Consider the following 17,910-nt stretch of genomic DNA (forward strand, 5'->3'; position numbering starts at 1 on the left):
GTCATGGACAAACTCGAACAGTTTCTGACACGGGCCGAAGCCGTGCTCGTCCGCCTCGAAGCGATGCTTCCGCCCGCCGCGCCTGAAATCGACTGGTCGGCGGCGGTGGCGTTTCGTTGGCGCAAGCGCCAGGGGCGCGGCTATCTGCAACCGGTGCCGGCCATCTCGGACATCACGCTCGACGATCTGCAAAACATCGATCGCCAGAAAGCGCTCATCGAGCAGAACACGCGCCAATTCGTCCACAAGCTGCCCGCGAATAACGTGCTGCTGACGGGCGCGCGCGGCACCGGCAAGTCGTCGCTGATCAAGGCGTGCCTGAACGCGTACGCGAAAGACGGCCTGCGTCTCATTGAAGTGGACAAGGACGACCTGCACGACCTGGGCGACATCGTCGATCTGATCGCGAAACGGCCGGAACGCTTTGTCGTGTTCTGCGACGACCTCTCGTTCGAAGACGGCGAGTCGGGCTACAAGGCGCTGAAAGTCGCGCTCGACGGCTCGGTCGCCGCGCAATCGGACAACGTGCTGATTTACGCGACGTCGAACCGCCGCCATCTGCTGCCCGAGTACATGAGCGACAACGAGACCTACAAGCACACGTCCGATGGTGAGATTCATCCGGGCGAGCTTGTCGAAGAAAAGATCTCACTGTCAGAACGTTTCGGGCTGTGGGTCAGCTTTTATCCGTTCAAGCAGGACGACTACCTGTCGATCATCGCGCATTGGCTGCGGCATTTCGGCTGCAACGACGCCGAAGTCGAGGCGGCGCGCGGCGATGCGCTGGTGTGGGCGCTGGAGCGCGGGTCGCGTTCGGGGCGTGTGGCGTGGCAGTTCGCGCGCGACTGGTCCGGCCGGAAAGCTCAGGCATGAGCGACGCGCTGAAAAACGCAGCGGGCCGCCCGGTCACAGAGGTTGCCGTCGGCGTGCTCGTGCAGCCGGACGGGCGCTATCTGCTCGCGCAGCGTCCGGCCGGCAAGCCGTACGAAGGCTACTGGGAGTTTCCGGGCGGCAAGCTTGAGGCGGGGGAATCGGTCGAGGCGGCGCTCGCGCGCGAGTTGCACGAGGAACTCGGCATCGACGTAAAGGCCTGTCACCTCTGGCATACGCTCGAACACGACTATCCGCACGCCTACGTGCGGCTCTTTTTCTGCAAGGTGACGCAGTGGACGGGCGAGCCGCATGGCCGCGAAGGTCAGGCGTTTGTCTGGCAGGCGTTGCCCGCCGACGTGTCGCCGCTGTTGCCCGCCACCATTCCAGTGCTGGAATGGCTCGCGGCGGAGAAACAGTAATCGGGAAAGGAAACGGCGCGGTTGCGGCCACTCGCGCTCAGGTGCGGCGCGAACGGGGCGCGCCGTGCCGTACCGTACCGGTCAATGCGGGTTGTAGTCCCCGTCAGGCGTCTCGTCCGACGACGCTTCCTGATCGGTCCCGCCGATCTTGTACTTCTCGGCGGCCCAGGCGCCTAGATCCATCTGCTTGCAACGCTCGGAGCAGAATGGGCGAAACCGGCTTTCAGGTGTCCAGCGGACGTCCTTTCCGCAAGTGGGGCATTTGACGACGGTTGGCATACGGTCAGGCAACTAGTGCAATTTGAACAGTAACGAATATAAGGGCATTTGGCGCCGCTTTAAAGGCGCGGCCGACCGGGGGGGCGCCTGCTGTACGTATCTGTGAATCCGAATCTGTCCGACAGTCGGAACGGACGGGGCTTACAGGCTGCAAAGCGTGAGCTGGAAGGGCACGTCGACGTCCACCGCGCGCGGACGCAAGTCGCCGTCCTGCACCGTGAAGCGCACCCACAGCATGTACTTGTTCGCGCTGGCCTCGGGAATCACACGCAATTCGGGCGCCACGCGTACCTGCATCAACTGATACGAGCGGCCCGACAGCATTTGCTGATAGCTGCCCGCCATCGCCATGACCTTCGACGCCTGGCCGGACTCCCGTGCAAGCCTCAGCACGATCGTGGCGGCGTCGCGCAGCGGCAGCAGCGGCATGACCCATTTCGCGATGTCCTGACGGCGCTGATCCGGATGAAGCTGCTGCCACGCATAGTACGACGGCAGATCGAACTTGCAGGTGCCGCCCGGAATGATCGCGCGGCTGCGGATGCTCGCAAGCCATTCGTTCTCTGCAAGATGCTGGCCGGTCTTGCCCTGCATCTGCGAAAGCCCCGCCAAGGTCTGCTCGATTTCGCCGAGCACGGCTTCAAGCGCGCTCTGCTCGATTCCCGGATTGCCGCGAAACGGCGCGAGCGTTTGCCGCTGCCGCTCGAGTTCCTTCATCAGATCCGACTTGAGATCCGCGCGACCCGCTACCTCGGAGATTTCGAACAGCGTAGTCAGTGCGACGTGATGTTCCCTGGCGTCTTGCTGCGTCAGAAAGAACGTGAAGCGCTCGAACAGATCTTCGAGGCGCAATAGCGTCCGGATTCGCTCGTTGAAGGGGTACTCGTAAAGGATCAAGCGGGCTCGCCTCGGGCGTGGTCGGTGACGGGAATGCAGGACATTCTAATGCCGTGGGACTACCCTAGCAATCGCGCGCTTTTTGTGCGCGTCTGTGCAAACTTTTCTGCGCGTTTTCGGCGGTTTTCAACTGCTTCGGCATGCAGACTGTGCCGAAGTTCAACGATTCGCGCCAACGGCTGACGTCAGGCATCGGCGCGCGGTTTTGTCGTCAAAGCGAGATGCCCGCGACATGCGTGCAGACGCTCGCGCTGCGCCGCTGACTTCTGTGCCGCTTACGCTCCCACGAGCGCAAGGTACGCGCGATGCTGCGCGTCGACTTGCGCCGCCAACGGGGCAAGCGGCGCGTTGTCGTTCACGATCACGTCGTCGGCGGCGGCGAGGCGCGCTTCGCGCGTTGCCTGGCGCGCGATGATCGCAAGCACCTGATCGCGGCTGAAACCGTTGCGGCTCATCACGCGCGAGATTTGCGTCTCCACGCTGCAGTCCACGGCGAGCACGCGATCCACGCGGTTTTTCCAGCTCCCCGACTCGACGAGCAGCGGGACCACGACGATCACATACGGCCCCTTCGCCTCGCGTTGTTCGCGTTCGGTCTCGGCGCGAATCAAAGGGTGCGTGATGTTCTCGAGGCGCTTGCGCGCCGCGTCGTCGCTGAAGACGAGTGCGCGCATGCGCGCGCGGTCAAGCGAGCCATCGGCGGCGACGAATGCATTGCCGAACTCGGCGGCGATCTGCGGCATCGCCATGCCTTGCGGCGCGGTGAGGCGATGCGCGATCACATCGGTGTCGACGAGCGGCACGCCGTGCGCCGCGAAGAGATCGGCCACCGTCGATTTGCCGCTGCCGATGCCGCCAGTCAGTCCCACCACGAACATGCTTCAGCCTCCGAGAGCCAGATAAAGCGGTGTGCCGAGGAACAGCGTGAGTGCGCCGCCCGCTGCCAGAAACGGACCGAAAGGCAGCGGTTCTTCGAAGCGCATGCGGCCGCGCCACGTGGCCGCGAGGCCCACGACCGCGCCCGCCACGGCGGCCACCAGCACGATCTGCGGCAGCGCGGCCCAGCCGAGCCACGCGCCGAGCGCGGCGAGCAGTTTGAAGTCGCCGTAACCCATGCCGTCGATACCTCGCACCAGCCGGAACAGCCAATGCACGGCCCACAGCACGAGGTAGCCGAAGATTGCGCCCAGCACCGCATCGTGCAGCGTCGCGAACATACCGTTGAAATTGACGACGATGCCCGCCCACAGCAGCGGCAACGTCATCGAGTCGGGCAGCAGATGCGTGTCCATGTCGATCGCGCTCATTGCCAGCAGCGCCGCACACAGCCCGAATGCGGCCAGCGCGGCGAGCGTCGGGCCGAACAGCGCGAGCGCGACCGCCGCGAGCGCTGCGCTGGCCAACTCGAGCAGCGGATAACGCAGGCTCACGCGCGCCTTGCATGCCGAGCAGCGGCCGCGCAACAGCAGGTAGCTCAGCACCGGCACGTTCTCCCACGCGCGCAGCACGTGCCCGCAGTGAGGGCAGGCGCTACGCGGCACCCACAGGTTATAGCGCGCCGGCAGGCCGTCTTCTTCGAGAGCTTCGTCCGTCGCTTCGCTCACTTCGATACGCCACGCCCGCTCGAGCATGATGGGCACTCTATGCACGACCACGTTCAGAAAGCTGCCGATCACGAGACCGAACACGATTGCAAAAGCGAACTGCAATGCAATGGGCAGGCTGCCGAATGCCTGGCCGGAGCCGGCCGCGAAATGCGCCGGCAGCAGGCTTGAAAGCGGGCCCGAAAGCAGGCTGGATGAGGTGTCTGGCACGAGTGAATGAGCTGCCTGCATGGATAAACAATGGATTCGGCTGCGATGCTACACCACGTTGCCGAGTTGAATAATGGGAAGATACATCGCGATGACGAGGCCGCCGACGAGCGCCCCCAGCACAATGATGACGAGCGGTTCGCACAGGCTCGACAGCGTGCCGATTTTTTCGTCGACCTGACGATCGGCCAGCGACGCCACGTCGAGCAGCATGGTGTCGATTGCTCCGGACTCCTCGGCAACCGCGATCGGCTGCACGACCTCGGGCGGAAAGCAGCGCGCCGCGCGCATGGCCGCGGCAAGCCGTTCGCCGCGCCGCAGCCTCACCGCGATGTCGACGGTCGCGCGATCGAAAAATGCATTGCCGGTGGCGTGCGTGAGCGAGTCGAACGCATCGGCGAGCGGCGTGCCGGCGCAGAGCAAGGTGCCGAGCGCACGGCTCCAGCGCGCGGCACAAAGCGTCGCGAGCAGCGCGCCGGCGATTGGCATTTTCAACGACAAGCGCGCGAAGCGGATGCGCGCCGCTTCCGAACGTCGCAGGAGAAACGTCACCGCCGAACATGCGCCGACGATGACTGCGATCGCGGGCACGCTCCACGTCGCGACGCCGGACGACAGCGCCAATACGAATTGCGTGGGCGCGGGCAACCGGGCGCCGAAGCCGTCGAAGATCTGTTTGAAGGTCGGCACGACCCAAACGAGCAACGCAGCCGTGATTGCGAGAGCAAGCAGCAGAATCGCCACCGGATACGTCAACGCGGCGCGCACTTTTGCGCGTTGTGCGGCGGCGCGTTCGCGGTCGTCGGCGATTCGCGCGAGAACGGCGGGCAAGGCGCCTGCCGCTTCGCCCACCTCCACCAGCTGGCAATACAGTGCGTTGAACTGCGCTGGGTGCCCGTGCAACGCAGCGGAAAAACGCAGACCCGCGGTGATGTCGCGTGCCAGCGCTCCGACGATGCGCGGCATACCCGCACGGCGTGAGTTTTGCGGCTGAGCCAGCAGATCGAGTGCGGGCGCGAGCGGCAAGCCGGCGCGCAGCAGGCTGGAAAGCTGGCGTGTGAACAGCGTGACCTCCGCGGCATTCGCTCTAGGGCGCGGCGCCGGTCCTTCCGTCTTCAGGTCGGCCAGGAAGACATTCTCGCGCTTCAGAAGTGTCCGCGCAGTGGCTGCGTCCGGTGCGATGAGCACGCCGGTTTTGCGGCTGCCATCGACGTCGACGCCGCGCCATCGGAAGCGCGTATCGGTCGATGCAGGCGGGCGCTTTGTCTGTGTGCTCACGCGAGATCCGTTGCCGCAAGCGCTTCGGCGAGGCTCGTGGTGCCGTCGCGCACCAAGGCCAACGCGGCGGCGCGCAGCGTGCCGACCCGTTCGCCGTGCGCCTGCCGCGCGAGTTCATGGCTGCCGGCACGCGCGACGATCAGATCGCGCATGGCATCGGACACCGGCATGACCTGATGGACGCCGACGCGGCCCCGATAGCCGATGCCGTGGCAAGCGGCGCAGCCTGTGGCGGCGTACGGCTGCCAGTCGCCGAGCTGATCGTCGGCGAAACCGGCGGCACGTAGGGCGGCGGCCGAATGTGGCGCGGGCGCCCGGCACGCCGCGCACAGGCGCCGCACGAGCCGCTGTGCGGTCACCATGCGCAGCGCGGCGGCCAGGTTGTACGGCGCGACGCCGATGTCGATCAGGCGCGCGACGGCGGCCGGCGCGTCGTTCGTGTGCAATGTGGACAGCACCAGGTGGCCGGTTTGCGCGGCTTTTACGGCGACGTCGGCGGTCTCCTCATCGCGTATTTCGCCGACCATGATCACATCCGGGTCCTGGCGCAAAAACGCCCGCAACGCGACCGCGAAAGTCAGCCCGGCCTTCTCGCGCACGCTGACCTGATTGATGCCGGCTAGCTGGATTTCGGCCGGATCTTCGACGGAACAGAGATTGCGCGCCTCGCTATTGAGCAGGTTCAGAAAGCAGTACAAGGACAGCGTCTTGCCGCTGCCTGTCGGTCCCGTGACGAGCACGAGACCGTGCGGCGCGCGAATTGCCGCATCGACGGCATCGCGCTGCTGCGCGTCGAGCCCGAGCAAGTCGAGCGAAAGATCCGCCGGCAGCGCGTCGAGCCTGCGCAACACGAGCTTTTCGCCGAACAGCGTGGGCAGCGAGTTGACGCGGTAGTCCTCGAGCCGTCCGGGCGAAGTGGCGATGCGCAGCCGGCCGTCCTGCGGCACGCGCCGCTCGGCAATGTCCATGCGCGCAAGCACCTTCACACGCGTGATGAACGCGTCTCGCAGATGAGCCGGAGGCGGCGAGATTTCGTGCAGCACGCCGTCGATACGCAGGCGCACCCGCCAGCCGTTTTCAGCCGGCTCGATGTGCAGGTCCGACGCGTTGCGGCGCGTCGCTTCGCGCAGCGTGTCCGTCAAGAGACGCACGGCGGGGGCGTTGTCTGGATCGTTGAGCGTTGCCGCGCCTGAGTCGGCGGTGAGCGGGTTGGGCTTGTTGCGCGACGCGTTTGCGCCATCGGCGGGCAGCGGCCGCAGCGATGCGGCGGGTTGAAAAGAAGCTTGCATGAGGAGCCGGCGATGCGCCGCCTGTAGAACACGACGGCTCCAGTTTCCGGCAAGGCGCGTCTGAATGACACTCGGCCATTCGGCTAATGGTGCGCGCTCGGACCTTGTGCGATGCTGTGTGTGCAGGCGAGGAGGCGAGCGGTTGGTCCGCATGCGAGGCGACCGACGACCGCCCGCGCAATCCGCTAACCGAGCAGCGCCTTGCCCTTTGCGCGCGCCGGCGGTTTGAACAGCTTGACGGTGCGGATCGCCTGATCGTCGCTGCGCATGACTTCGAGTTTGACGTCGCGGATCTGCACGCACACGTCGCCGTCGGGAATGTCTTCGAGAATTTCGAGGATCAGGCCGTTGAGCGTTTTCGGGCCGTCAGTAGGCAGCGTGAGTTGAAGCCAGCGGTTGAGTTCGCGCAGCGGCATGCTGCCCGCGACGATGCATTCGCCATGCTCGTTCCAGCCGCCGCGTGAACTGGCGCCACGCGGGATCGAGGTAGTGAATTCGCCGATCAGTTCCTCGATGATGTCTTCCGGCGTGACGAGCCCTTGCAGTTCGCCGTATTCGTTGACGACGAGCGCAATGCGGTGGCGGCTCTCCTGGAAATACTGCAACTGCTGGAACACGGGCGTGCCGGTCGGCACGAAGTAAGGCTCGGTGAGCAGTTCGCGCAGCGTCTCGCGCTCCAGTTCCTGGTTATGCAGAGCCGCGAGCGTCTTGCGAACGTGCAGTACGCCGAGCACGCGGTCGATGTCGCCCTGATAGACGATCAGCTTGTTGTGATAGCAGGTTTCGAGCTGATGCAGGATCTGTTCGAACGGCGCGTCGAAGTCGAGCGCTTCGATGCGGCGGCGCGGGATCATCACGTCGTCGACGGAGATGTTTTCGAGGTCGAACAGATTGAGCAGAATACTGCGGTGCTTGGTCGGCATGAAGCTGCCGGACTCGAGCACGATGGTGCGCAATTCCTCGGTGGACAGGCGCTGGTCGCGCGCGCCTTTTGTGTTGATGTGCAGCACCCGCAAGATGCCGGTGGCGAACAGGTTGACGAACCACACGAGCGGTCTGGCGACGCGCATCATCGGCGCAATCAGCAGACTGGCGGGCAGCGCGATTTTCTCGGGGAAGGTCGCGCCGACGATCTTCGGCGTGATCTCGGCAAAGACGATGATCAGGAAGGCGACGATGCCGGTCGCGATCGACAGTACGAGGTTGTTGCGCCCGAACGTGTGCAATGCGATCGAAGTCGTCAGAACCGGGATGATCGTGTTGAACAGATTGTTGCCGATCAGCACGACGCTCAGCAGTTGATCGGTATGCGCCAGCAGACCCTGCGTGGTCTTCGCGCCGAGCGCGTTTTTGCTAGCGAGATGCTTCAGCCGATGGCGGTTGAGCGCCATCATCGCCGTTTCGGAAATCGAGAAGAAGCTCGAGCAGACAAGCAGCAGGAAGACGGCGCCAATCTGCGCCCATAAGGGAAGTTGTTCCACGCGTCGCGAAGGATAGAGGGGGAAAGGATGGAGAGAATATAGCAGAGGGGGCTGCCGAAGCCGTGCGCGGCGCCGCCCTGAAAACAGGGCCTTTGCGCTCGACATGGCCGCGGCATGCGGGCTCTAACGAACATGCGCCGCAAAAACAAAAAACCGCCGAGCAAGCTGGGCGGTTTTTCGAGCCTTGAACTAACAAGGCAAATCTGGTCGGGGTGAGAGGATTCGAACCTCCGGCCTCTACGTCCCGAACGTAGCGCTCTACCAGGCTAAGCTACACCCCGAAAAGTACTGCGAACTCGATTCAGACTAAACCGGCTTTTCCGTCTCGTTTAAGACTGTCTCGCCGTCGAGTAAGAACATAATTCTAGCAGGCTTTCTTTGTAAATGGAATCCGGAAACGAAGAAATTGCGGCGGCGGCTGCTTGCGCCTCCTGCTTCGCGCATTCGAGCGTGTGGTCGAGCGCGCCTGAACGCGTGATGGCTTCGAAAATCGTTTCGAAACGGTCGGTGCCGCCTTGTTCGATGGCCTCGCGGGCAAGCGCCGATTGCTCGGGCGTGCCGCGCTCGATCAGATAGATGAGCGGCAGCGTGGGCTTGCCTTCGCGCAAATCGTCGCCGGCATTTTTACCCATGGACTCTGCCGTGCCCGTGTAGTCGAGCCAGTCGTCCATGATCTGGAAGGCCGTGCCGATGCGCCGGCCGAATTCCGCCGCGGCCGCTTCGATGCGGGCGTCCGCGCCGGCCAGCACCGCGCCGAGTTGCGCGGCGGCCTCGAACAGCTTCGCCGTTTTGTAACGGATCACCTGCATGTAGCGGGCTTCGTCCACGTCGGCGTCGTGCATGTTCAGCAGCTGCAGCACCTCGCCTTCCGAGATGATGTTGGTCGCCTCGGCCAGGATCTCCATCACGCGCATCTTGCCTACCCCGACCATCATCTGGAACGAGCGCGAATACAGAAAATCGCCGACGAGCACGCTCGCCGCGTTGCCGAAGAGCGCGTTGGCCGTCTGGCGGCCGCGCCGCAGATCGGATTCGTCGACCACGTCGTCATGCAGCAGCGTCGCGGTGTGGATGAATTCCACGACCGCCGCCAGTTCATGCCGATGCCCCGTGGTTTCTCCGAGCGCGCCGGCCACCAGCAGCAGCAGCGCGGGCCGCAGCCGCTTGCCTCCGGCACTGATGATGTACTCGGAGATCTGATTGATCAGCATCACCTCGGACGCAAGACGGTGCCGGATGACGCGATTCACCTGCTGCATGTCTTCGGCTATCGGAGCGAGCAGGCTGGCGGCGTTGGAGGAGGGGGTGGCAGTCGACGACATGATGGCTGAATTGGGTAGTGCCGCGAATTATAAGGCGAATCGCGGTGGTTCCGGGTCGCGGACTGCCGTGCGCCGCGCCTTACGGCAGCGCACAGAGCAGCGTGGAGCGGCGCCCGGCGGCGGGCCGCGCGTCACCCGGACGGCACGGCGGCTCTCAATGAGTTTTGACCGAGCAGCTAACTCTATGTATAATCACGGGTTTCCGCGCGCGGTGCGTGGAAAAAATGAACACAGAGTGAGGTTCTCAATGTACGCGGTCATAAAAACCGGTGGCAAGCAGTATAAAGTTGCCGTCGGCGAAAAACTTAAAGTAGAACAGATACCGGCAGACATTGACGCTGAAATCACGCTCGACCAGGTTCTCGCAGTGGGCGAAGGCGAATCGATTAAGTTCGGTGCGCCGCTGGTCAGTGGGGCTTCCGTCAAGGCTACCGTCGTGTCGCAAGGTCGTCACAAGAAAGTGACCATCTTCAAGATGCGTCGCCGGAAGCACTACCAGAAGCATGGCGGCCACCGCCAGAACTATACCGAACTGCGCATCGACGCGATCAACGCGTAAGCGCACCGGTTAAGGAGCAAATCAAATGGCACACAAAAAGGCAGGCGGATCGTCCCGGAACGGCCGCGACTCCGAGTCGAAGCGACTTGGCGTGAAAGTGTACGGCGGTCAGGCTATCAACGCTGGCGGCATCATCGTTCGTCAACGTGGCACGCGCATGCACGCTGGCGAGAACGTCGGTATCGGCAAGGATCACACCTTGTTCGCGCTGACGGACGGCCACGTCAAGTTTTCGACGAAAGGCGCCGCGAAGAAGCATATGGTCAACGTGATCCCGGCAGCAGTCTGAGCTTGCTCAGGCACGGGCTTCAGGACCGGAAAAAGGCCCCGCGAAGTTAGCGGGGCTTTTTTTATTGCGGTAGCGGCTGTTGCCGCCGCGAATTCTGACGTCGTCCTATGCCGTTCGGTCGATTGATCATCGCGCGGCGGGCGCGGCAAAATAGCTGTATCAGGCAGTATCCGGCAACAACACATCTGGCAGCACCATCTGGCTGTACACCACGGGACGGAGTTACGCATGAAGTTCATTGACGAAGCGAGGATTGAAGTCATCGCCGGCGACGGAGGGGATGGCAGCGCGTCGATGCGCCGCGAGAAGTTCGTTCCGTTCGGCGGCCCCGATGGCGGCGACGGCGGGCGGGGCGGCAGCGTGGTTGCGGTAGCAGACCGCAACATCAACACGCTGATCGACTATCGCTACGCGAAAAAACATATGGCGCGCAACGGCGAAAACGGCCGTGGCGCGGACTGCTACGGCAAGGGCGGCGACGACATCACGCTGCGCATGCCGGTCGGCACCACGATTACCGACATGGAAACCGGCGAACTGATCGCCGATCTGACCGAGCACAATCAGAGCGTGAAGATTGCGGAGGGCGGTGCCGGCGGTTTGGGCAACCTGCACTTCAAGTCCAGCACGAACCGCGCGCCGCGCCAGAAAACGGACGGCAAGCCGGGCGAGCGCCGCATGGTGCGCCTCGAACTCAAAGTGCTGGCCGACGTCGGTCTGCTTGGCATGCCGAACGCGGGCAAGTCGACGTTCATTTCTTCGGTATCGAACGCGAAGCCGAAGATTGCCGACTATCCGTTCACCACGCTCGCGCCTAATCTCGGCGTGGTGCGCGTCGGGCCGAGCCGCAGCTTCGTGATCGCGGACATTCCGGGCCTGATCGAAGGCGCGGCTGAAGGCGCGGGGCTCGGTCACCAGTTCCTGCGGCACTTGCAGCGCACAGGTCTGCTGCTGCATATCGTCGACATCGCGCCGTTCGACGAATCCGTCGACCCGGTCGCGGAAGCCAGGGCGATCGTCAACGAACTGCGCAAGTACGACGAGCAGCTGTATCAGAAGCCGCGCTGGCTGGTGCTCAACAAGCTCGACATGGTGCCCGAGGACGAGCGCGAAGCGCGCGTGTCGGCGTTCCTCGAAGGCTTCGGCTGGGACGGTCCGGTGTTCGAAATCTCGGCGCTGACCGGTCAGGGTTGCGAGAGCCTTTGCTACGCGGTGTTCGACTACATCGCCGCGCATTCCGAAGCTCAGCGCGCGGCTGAGGCCGAAGATCTCGCCGCCGACGTGCGCTTTCGCGACAAGCCCGAAGCGCCGGCCGCCGCCAGCGAATCCAGCGCCGATCCGCAGGAATAAACAACGGGAGCGCCGGCCTTTCGGGGCCGGTGCGTGTCAGGCGTCATCTTGGGAGACCACGCACAATGCGTTCCGTCATCGCAGATTCACGGCGATTGGTAGTGAAAGTCGGCTCGAGCCTCGTCACGAACGACGGCCGGGGTCTCGATCATGCTGCGATCGGCCGCTGGGCTGCGCAGATCGCCGCGTTGCGCGCTCAAGGTAAGGAAGTCGTGCTGGTGAGCTCCGGCGCGATCGCGGAAGGCATGCAGCGGCTCGGCTGGACCAAGCGGCCGCGCGAAATCGACGAATTGCAAGCGGCCGCCGCCGTCGGTCAAATGGGCCTAGCCCAGGTCTACGAAAGCCGCTTCGCCGAGCATTCCATTCAGACCGCGCAAATCCTGCTGACGCATGCCGACCTCGCGGACCGCGAGCGCTATCTGAATGCGCGCTCCACGCTGCTGACGCTCTTGCGGCTCGGCGTGGTGCCCATCATCAACGAGAACGACACGGTCGTCACCGACGAAATCAAGTTCGGCGACAACGACACGCTCGGCGCGCTCGTCGCGAACCTCATCGAGGGCGACGCACTCATCATCCTCACCGATCAGCAAGGGCTTTTCACCGCCGATCCGCGGAAAGATCCGAACGCGACGCTGGTTCAGCAGGCGGATGCCGGCGCGCCCGACCTGGAGGCGATGGCCGGCGGCGCGGGTTCGAGCCTCGGCCGAGGCGGCATGCTGACCAAGATTCTCGCCGCCAAGCGCGCCGCGCACAGCGGGGCGAATACGGTGATAGCCAGCGGCCGCGAAGCCGACGTGCTGTCGCGGCTCGCCTCGGGGGAAGCGATCGGCACGCAACTGATCGCACGCACCGCGCGCATGGCAGCACGCAAGCAGTGGATGGCCGATCACTTGCAGGTGCGCGGCCACGTCGTGATCGACGACGGCGCCGTCGAGAAGGTGACCGCGGGCGGCAAGAGCCTGCTGCCCATCGGCATTGTCGGCGTGCAGGGTGCGTTTGCGCGGGGCGAGGTGATCGCTTGCCTGAACGCAGCCGGCCGGGAGGTGGCGCGCGGCCTCACCAATTACAGCAGTGCCGAAACCAAGCTGATTCAGCGGCGTCCGAGCGGCGAGATCGAATCGGTGCTCGGCTATATGCTCGAACCGGAGCTGATTCATCGGGACAACCTGGTGCTGGTTTGAGCGGGTAATCAGCGGCCAGTGGCCAGCGGCCGGCAAAGAGACATCAGGCGGCAATTAAAAAAGCCGTTCCAGTCACCACTGGAACGGCTTTTTTGCCTACTGCATCGTCAACGGTTCAATGAATCAAAGACGTCGCCGTGCGCTTATAGCGGATGTTCTCGATAATCGACTTGGCGCTGCCTGTCGGCAGCTTGTTCGCGCACAGATAATCCTGATACAGCGCCGCGTGATAAGCGTTCAGCGCGCCGTTCTCGATGCGCGTGAAGTCGTTGGCAACGGTTCTGTCCCAGCCGTCGTGATCGGCGTTCAGACCGGCATACAGACGCCATTCGTAGGTGTCGCAGCGAATGCCCTCGTAGTTCACATTGCGCGCGCCGCTCGGGCTCGTGACCACCACCGTGTAGCGCACCACGCCGTCGGAACCCACCGTGAGCGACGTCGGATCTATCGCGAAATGCAGCGGCGTATTGCCCGACACTTCGAACGGAAGGAGGCTGGAGTCCTGCGGCAGCGGCGGCAACGTCTCGACCTTGTTTTCCACCCAATTGGTAGGCCGGTCGAGCAGATAGGTAAACGCGCTGTCATCCTTATTGGTGGGTTTGCCGGCACTCGAACAGCCAGCCAGAAGGGCGCCGGTGGCGACGCACGCCACGACGAGAGCGAGAGCTTTCAATATGGTTTTCCTCAAAAAACGGGCGCGGCTCCCGGGTCCGCGCCCGCATAGCGGCACGGAAAGCCGCGCAGAACGATCAACTACGCACGCCCTGGCGAAGCAACGAAACGGCAGCCTCGCGAACTGCGTCTTCTTCGAGCTCCGACGCGGCGCTGGCCTCGTCCGTTGACGCGGCATTTTCACCGCAGTCGGACGCGCTTGTTGTGCGAACCGAAGTTTCGATTCTGACGGACGTGACCGTTGTCACCGTCATTACCGTGGAATCCGGCGGACTTTCCATTGACGACGCTATCCGTGGATAGCGCGGCCCATGATGAGCGCCGGGTTTTTCCGCACGCGGCACAGTCCGGCGCATGAAACGGGACAGCTCCGTCAGCGCCAACTGATACACATCCCGCTTGAACTCGATCACACAGTCGAGCGGCACCCAATATTCGTTCCAACGCCAGGCATCGAACTCCGGGTGGTCGGTGGCGCGCAAGCAGATGTCGCAATCGCGCCCCACCATTCGGAGCAAAAACCAGATTTGTTTCTGGCCGCGGTAATGACCGCGTACCTCACGCTTGATGAACTTGTCAGGCACCTCGTAACGCAACCAGTCGCGCGTGCGACCAATCACCTTGACGTGCTCAGGAAGCAGGCCGGTTTCTTCGTGTAACTCCCGATACATCGCTTGCACGGGGGTCTCTCCGTACTTGATGCCCCCTTGCGGAAACTGCCAGGAATGTTCACGGAGCCGTTTGCCCCAAAACACCTCGTTGTGCGCGTTCAAGAGGATGATGCCGACGTTCGGGCGAAAGCCTTCACGATCCAGCATACAACCACCTTCGAATCCTTTAAAATTGCTTTGATTATAAACAGATAACGGCCCTGACGCACCGATTCGCACCAGAATGGAACGATTCGCCGCAAAAGGCCTGCATTTGCGGTAGCCTGTCAAGCTTCCCGCGCGTCATCCCTTGTGCAGAAGGCTTTGCGCGGCGCCGTCGCCGGCGCTTTGGCGTCGGTGCGGCGCAGTGCAGCACACCGCGGGTTCTGGCGCCGCAGCCGTGTCGATTTCCCGTTTCACCCTTTCGGGCGGTCCCTCCGGAGCCGCCGCTTTTGGAAAATCTGAATGAAAGCTTCCCGTTTCTTTATCGGCACCCTGAAAGAAGCTCCGGCAGACGCCGAGATCGTCAGCCACAAGCTCATGGTGCGCGCCGGCATGATCCGCCGCGTCGCCGGCGGTATCTATAACTACCTGCCGATCGGCCTGCGCTCGATCCGCAAGGTGGAAGCCATCGTGCGCGAGGAAATGAACCGGGCGGGCGCTATCGAATTGCTGATGCCGGCCGTGCAGCCGGCCGAGTTGTGGCAGGAGTCGGGCCGCTGGGAAAAATACGGCCCCGAATTGCTCCGCTTCAAGGACCGCAAGCAGTCCGATTTCGTCATCGGACCGACGCATGAAGAAGTGGTGACGGACATCGCGCGTGGCCAGATCAAGAGCTACCGTCAGTTGCCGGTCAACTTCTATCAGATCCAGACCAAGTTCCGCGACGAAATCCGTCCGCGTTTCGGCGTGATGCGCGGCCGCGAGTTCATCATGAAAGACGCGTACTCGTTCGACAAGGACGCGGCGGGTCTGCGCGAGTCGTATCGCAAGATGTACGACGCGTACGTGCGCATTTTCACGCGCCTCGGTCTCGACTTCCGCGCGGTCGCGGCGGACAACGGTTCGATCGGCGGCAGCGGCTCGCATGAGTTTCACGTGATCGCCGAAACGGGTGAGGACGCAATCGCCTATTGCCCGACTTCCGACTTCGCCGCGAATGTCGAAGCGGCCGAAGCATTGCCGCTGTACGCGCAACGCGCCGCTCCCACCGAGGAGCTGAAGAAGACGCCCACGCCGGGCAAGGCAAAGTGCGAGGCCGTCGCCGAGTATCTGAACATTCCGCTCGAACGCACCATCAAGTCGATCGTGCTCGCGACCGAAAACGAAGGCGCCGAGCCGACCATCTGGCTGCTGATGCTGCGCGGCGATCACGATCTGAACGAGATCAAGGCAAACAACTTGCCGGGCCTCGCTGACTTCCGCATGGCGACCGAGGCTGAGATCATCGAGACCTTCGGCACGCCGCCGGGCTATCTCGGCCCGCTCAACACGAAGAAGCCGGTGAAGGTCGTGGCGGACCGCACGGTCGCGAACATGAGCGACTTCGTGGTCGGCTCGAACGAGGTGGACTTCCACACCACCGGCGTCAACTGGGGCCGCGATTTGCCGGAGCCGGTCGTCGCGGACATTCGCGACGTCAAGAAGGGCGATCCGTCGCCGGACGGCAAGGGCGTGCTCGACATTTGCCGCGGCATCGAGGTCGGCCATGTGTTCCAGCTCGGCACCAAATATTCCGAAGCGATGAACGCGACCTGCCTCGACGAAAACGGCAAGCCGCAGCCGATGGAAATGGGCTGCTACGGCGTCGGCATCACGCGTATTCTGGGCGCCGCGATCGAACAGAATTTCGACGACAAGGGCATCATCTGGCCGGAATCGATCGCGCCGTTCGAAGTCGTCCTGTGCCCGATGGGCTATGACCGCAGCGAAGCCGTGCGCGAGCAGGCCGACAAGCTGTACGCGGAACTGGTGGAGGCAGGCATCGACGTGATTCTGGACGACCGCGGCGAACGCCCCGGCGTGATGTTCGCCGACTGGGAGCTGATCGGCGTGCCGCATCGTCTCGTGATCGGCGACCGCGGCCTGAAGGAAGGCAAGCTCGAATATCAGGGCCGCCGCGACGCCGAGGCGACCCTGCTGCCGGTCGACGAAGCCGCGCAAACGGTGATCGCGAAGGTGCGCGCGGCGCTCGCGCGCTAAGCGGAGCGGACGGTGGAGTACACCTTCCTGTCCGCGACCGTCCTGCTGATTCTCATCACCGATCCGCTCGGCAACATTCCGCTCTTCATCAGTTGTCTGCGCGGTGTGTCGCCGAAGCGTCGCACCGCTGTGATTCTGCGTGAGGTCGCGATTGCGTTTGCGATCCTGCTGCTGTTCATGGTGCTGGGCGACGCGTTCTTGCGGATGATGAGTCTCACGGACCAGTCGTTGCGAATCGGCGGCGGCATCGTGCTGTTTCTGATTGCGCTGCGCATGGTGTTCCCGCATCCGGACGGCCCGTTCGGTGGCGACGCGCGCGGCGGCGAGCCGTTGATCGTGCCGCTGGCCATTCCGGCGCTGGCCGGGCCGTCGGCGCTCGCAACGGTGATGCTGTTGACGTCGCAGGCGCCCGGCAAGATGTTCGAATGGATCGGCGCGCTGACCGTCACCATGATCGTTTGCGCTGTGGTGCTAATGCTGGCCGAGCGCATTCAGGCATGGCTCGGCGAGCGAACCATGATGGCATTCGAGCGTCTGATGGGACTCGTGCTGGTGGCGATTTCCGTCGAGATGATGCTCGGCGGTATCCGCGCCTTCGTGCATCAACTCTGAAGCCGGCGGCGCGCCTTATCGCTGCGCAATGAAAAAAGCGGCCCAGGTAGGCCGCTTTTTCGTTCCAGCGCAAGACAGATGAAGAACTCACGCGCCTTCGGTCAGCGCGCGAATGGTCGGCAGGTTGCGCCAGTAGCCTTTCGCGTCCATGCCGCAGCCGAACACATAGCGGTCCGGCACTTCGAAGCCGCAGTAGTCCGGGCGCAGCGGCTTGGCCTTCGGAATGATCTTCTCGCACAGCACCGCGCTCAGGAAGCGCTTCGCGCCCATCGCGAGAATGCGGTCGCGAATCGCGGCCATGGTCTCGCCTTCGTCGAGAATGTCGTCGAGCACCAGCACCACGCGATCCTTCACCGACTCGGCCGGCGCCACGCGCCACTGCATCTCGTTGCCGCCTTTGGTGGTGTTGCGATAGCGGGTCAGGTGGATGTAGTCGAACTCGAGCGGAAAGTCGAGGTGCGGCAACAGCATGCCGGTGAACACCGCGGCGCCGCCCATCACCGAAAGCACGAGCGGGAAGTCCTCGCTTATTTCGGCGCGGATGGCGGCAGCCATGCCGCTGATCGACGCGTTCACGTCGTCGGCCGAAACGATTTCTTCGGAGTGGCTAAAAATGTGGAGAGCTTCTTCGCGGTTCATGACGTCTGACGGGCGGTGACTGTATACATAGTGTGAGCGGGAATGCTCTCAACCAATTCCTTTTCCGAGGCGGCGGCTATCGGCGGGCGCAGTGCAACCCG

General features: G+C 63.6%; 19 protein-coding genes and 1 tRNA gene. 8 read left to right on the top strand and 12 right to left on the bottom strand.

The genetic code is table 11. The annotated features are described in order from the left end of the window. The first annotated feature begins 3 nt into the window (after positions 1–3). Complete coding sequence (locus tag C8K18_RS30725; protein ID WP_006051825.1) at positions 4–873, top strand: ATP-binding protein; 870 nt, start codon at positions 4–6, stop codon at positions 871–873. Next, positions 870–1,292, top strand: a complete 423-nt coding sequence (locus C8K18_RS30730) for an NUDIX domain-containing protein (RefSeq protein WP_029971509.1) — start codon at positions 870–872, stop codon at positions 1,290–1,292. The genes C8K18_RS30725 and C8K18_RS30730 overlap by 4 nt, the downstream gene beginning before the upstream one ends. A gap of 81 nt (positions 1,293–1,373) precedes the next feature. Here C8K18_RS30730 and yacG read toward each other — a convergent pair whose 3' ends face one another. The 9 genes from yacG to C8K18_RS30775 all read right to left on the bottom strand — a co-directional run bounded on the left by yacG (position 1,374) and on the right by C8K18_RS30775 (position 9,652). Beyond that, entirely contained in the window at positions 1,374–1,571 is a 198-nt protein-coding gene (gene yacG / locus C8K18_RS30735) for a DNA gyrase inhibitor YacG (RefSeq protein ID WP_029971508.1), read from the bottom strand. Positions 1,572–1,712: 141 nt separating this feature from the next. After that, positions 1,713–2,468 carry a cell division protein ZapD gene (gene zapD, locus C8K18_RS30740; RefSeq protein WP_006051828.1) on the bottom strand — a complete coding sequence of 252 codons (756 nt, stop codon included), beginning with the start codon at positions 2,466–2,468 and terminating at the stop codon, positions 1,713–1,715. A gap of 275 nt (positions 2,469–2,743) precedes the next feature. Continuing rightward, positions 2,744–3,346, bottom strand: coding sequence for a dephospho-CoA kinase (gene coaE / locus C8K18_RS30745; protein WP_107710838.1), 603 nt, complete (start codon positions 3,344–3,346; stop codon positions 2,744–2,746). Between the two features lie 3 nt (positions 3,347–3,349). Continuing rightward, positions 3,350–4,303, bottom strand: coding sequence for an A24 family peptidase (locus tag C8K18_RS30750; protein WP_107710839.1), 954 nt, complete (start codon positions 4,301–4,303; stop codon positions 3,350–3,352). Positions 4,304–4,330: 27 nt separating this feature from the next. Next, on the bottom strand, positions 4,331–5,560 hold the full coding sequence (locus tag C8K18_RS30755) for a type II secretion system F family protein (RefSeq protein ID WP_107710840.1): 1,230 nt from the start codon (positions 5,558–5,560) through the stop codon (positions 4,331–4,333). After that, positions 5,557–6,849 carry a GspE/PulE family protein gene (locus tag C8K18_RS30760; RefSeq protein ID WP_107710841.1) on the bottom strand — a complete coding sequence of 431 codons (1,293 nt, stop codon included), beginning with the start codon at positions 6,847–6,849 and terminating at the stop codon, positions 5,557–5,559. The genes C8K18_RS30755 and C8K18_RS30760 overlap by 4 nt, the downstream gene beginning before the upstream one ends. 185 nt (positions 6,850–7,034) lie before the next feature. Further along, positions 7,035–8,330 (bottom strand): HlyC/CorC family transporter, encoded by a 1,296-nt coding sequence (locus C8K18_RS30765; protein ID WP_029971503.1) that lies wholly within the window; start codon positions 8,328–8,330, stop codon positions 7,035–7,037. Positions 8,331–8,534: 204 nt separating this feature from the next. Beyond that, positions 8,535–8,611 (bottom strand) — tRNA-Pro (locus tag C8K18_RS30770). A 48-nt stretch (positions 8,612–8,659) separates the two neighbouring features. Then, complete coding sequence (locus C8K18_RS30775) at positions 8,660–9,652, bottom strand: polyprenyl synthetase family protein (protein ID WP_006051834.1); 993 nt, start codon at positions 9,650–9,652, stop codon at positions 8,660–8,662. A 247-nt stretch (positions 9,653–9,899) separates the two neighbouring features. On the opposite strand from C8K18_RS30775, the gene rplU reads away from it, so the two are divergent. The 4 genes from rplU (at position 9,900) to proB (ending at position 13,034) form a co-directional block, all read left to right on the top strand. Beyond that, the gene (rplU, locus tag C8K18_RS30780; RefSeq protein ID WP_006051835.1) at positions 9,900–10,211 is read left to right on the top strand and encodes a 50S ribosomal protein L21; all 312 of its coding nucleotides are present in this window, start codon (positions 9,900–9,902) and stop codon (positions 10,209–10,211) included. Between the two features lie 25 nt (positions 10,212–10,236). After that, positions 10,237–10,500 carry a 50S ribosomal protein L27 gene (gene rpmA / locus C8K18_RS30785; RefSeq protein ID WP_006051836.1) on the top strand — a complete coding sequence of 88 codons (264 nt, stop codon included), beginning with the start codon at positions 10,237–10,239 and terminating at the stop codon, positions 10,498–10,500. Between the two features lie 228 nt (positions 10,501–10,728). Then, positions 10,729–11,850, top strand: a complete 1,122-nt coding sequence (gene cgtA, locus C8K18_RS30790; RefSeq protein ID WP_107710842.1) for an Obg family GTPase CgtA — start codon at positions 10,729–10,731, stop codon at positions 11,848–11,850. Between the two features lie 65 nt (positions 11,851–11,915). Beyond that, on the top strand, positions 11,916–13,034 hold the full coding sequence (gene proB, locus C8K18_RS30795; RefSeq protein ID WP_006051838.1) for a glutamate 5-kinase: 1,119 nt from the start codon (positions 11,916–11,918) through the stop codon (positions 13,032–13,034). A 115-nt stretch (positions 13,035–13,149) separates the two neighbouring features. Here the strand turns inward: proB and C8K18_RS30800 are convergent, their stop codons facing one another. Together C8K18_RS30800 and C8K18_RS30805 are read right to left on the bottom strand one after the other, a co-directional pair. Continuing rightward, positions 13,150–13,707, bottom strand: a complete 558-nt coding sequence (locus C8K18_RS30800; protein WP_006051839.1) for a CNP1-like family protein — start codon at positions 13,705–13,707, stop codon at positions 13,150–13,152. A 76-nt stretch (positions 13,708–13,783) separates the two neighbouring features. Then, positions 13,784–14,524, bottom strand: coding sequence for an RNA pyrophosphohydrolase (locus C8K18_RS30805; protein ID WP_107710843.1), 741 nt, complete (start codon positions 14,522–14,524; stop codon positions 13,784–13,786). 297 nt (positions 14,525–14,821) lie between these two features. Between C8K18_RS30805 and C8K18_RS30810 the strand changes: the two genes are divergently transcribed. Both C8K18_RS30810 and C8K18_RS30815 read left to right on the top strand, forming a co-directional pair. Next, on the top strand, positions 14,822–16,558 hold the full coding sequence (locus tag C8K18_RS30810) for a proline--tRNA ligase (RefSeq protein ID WP_029971501.1): 1,737 nt from the start codon (positions 14,822–14,824) through the stop codon (positions 16,556–16,558). 12 nt (positions 16,559–16,570) lie between these two features. Then, positions 16,571–17,170 (top strand): MarC family protein, encoded by a 600-nt coding sequence (locus C8K18_RS30815; RefSeq protein WP_006051842.1) that lies wholly within the window; start codon positions 16,571–16,573, stop codon positions 17,168–17,170. A gap of 87 nt (positions 17,171–17,257) precedes the next feature. Here the strand turns inward: C8K18_RS30815 and C8K18_RS30820 are convergent, their stop codons facing one another. Further along, positions 17,258–17,809, bottom strand: coding sequence for a hypoxanthine-guanine phosphoribosyltransferase (locus tag C8K18_RS30820; RefSeq protein ID WP_006051843.1), 552 nt, complete (start codon positions 17,807–17,809; stop codon positions 17,258–17,260). Positions 17,810–17,910 lie beyond the last annotated feature (101 nt).

It is taken from the genome of Paraburkholderia sp. GV068, assembly GCF_003058125.1.
GTDB classification, from domain to species: Bacteria; Pseudomonadota; Gammaproteobacteria; order Burkholderiales; family Burkholderiaceae; genus Paraburkholderia; species Paraburkholderia graminis.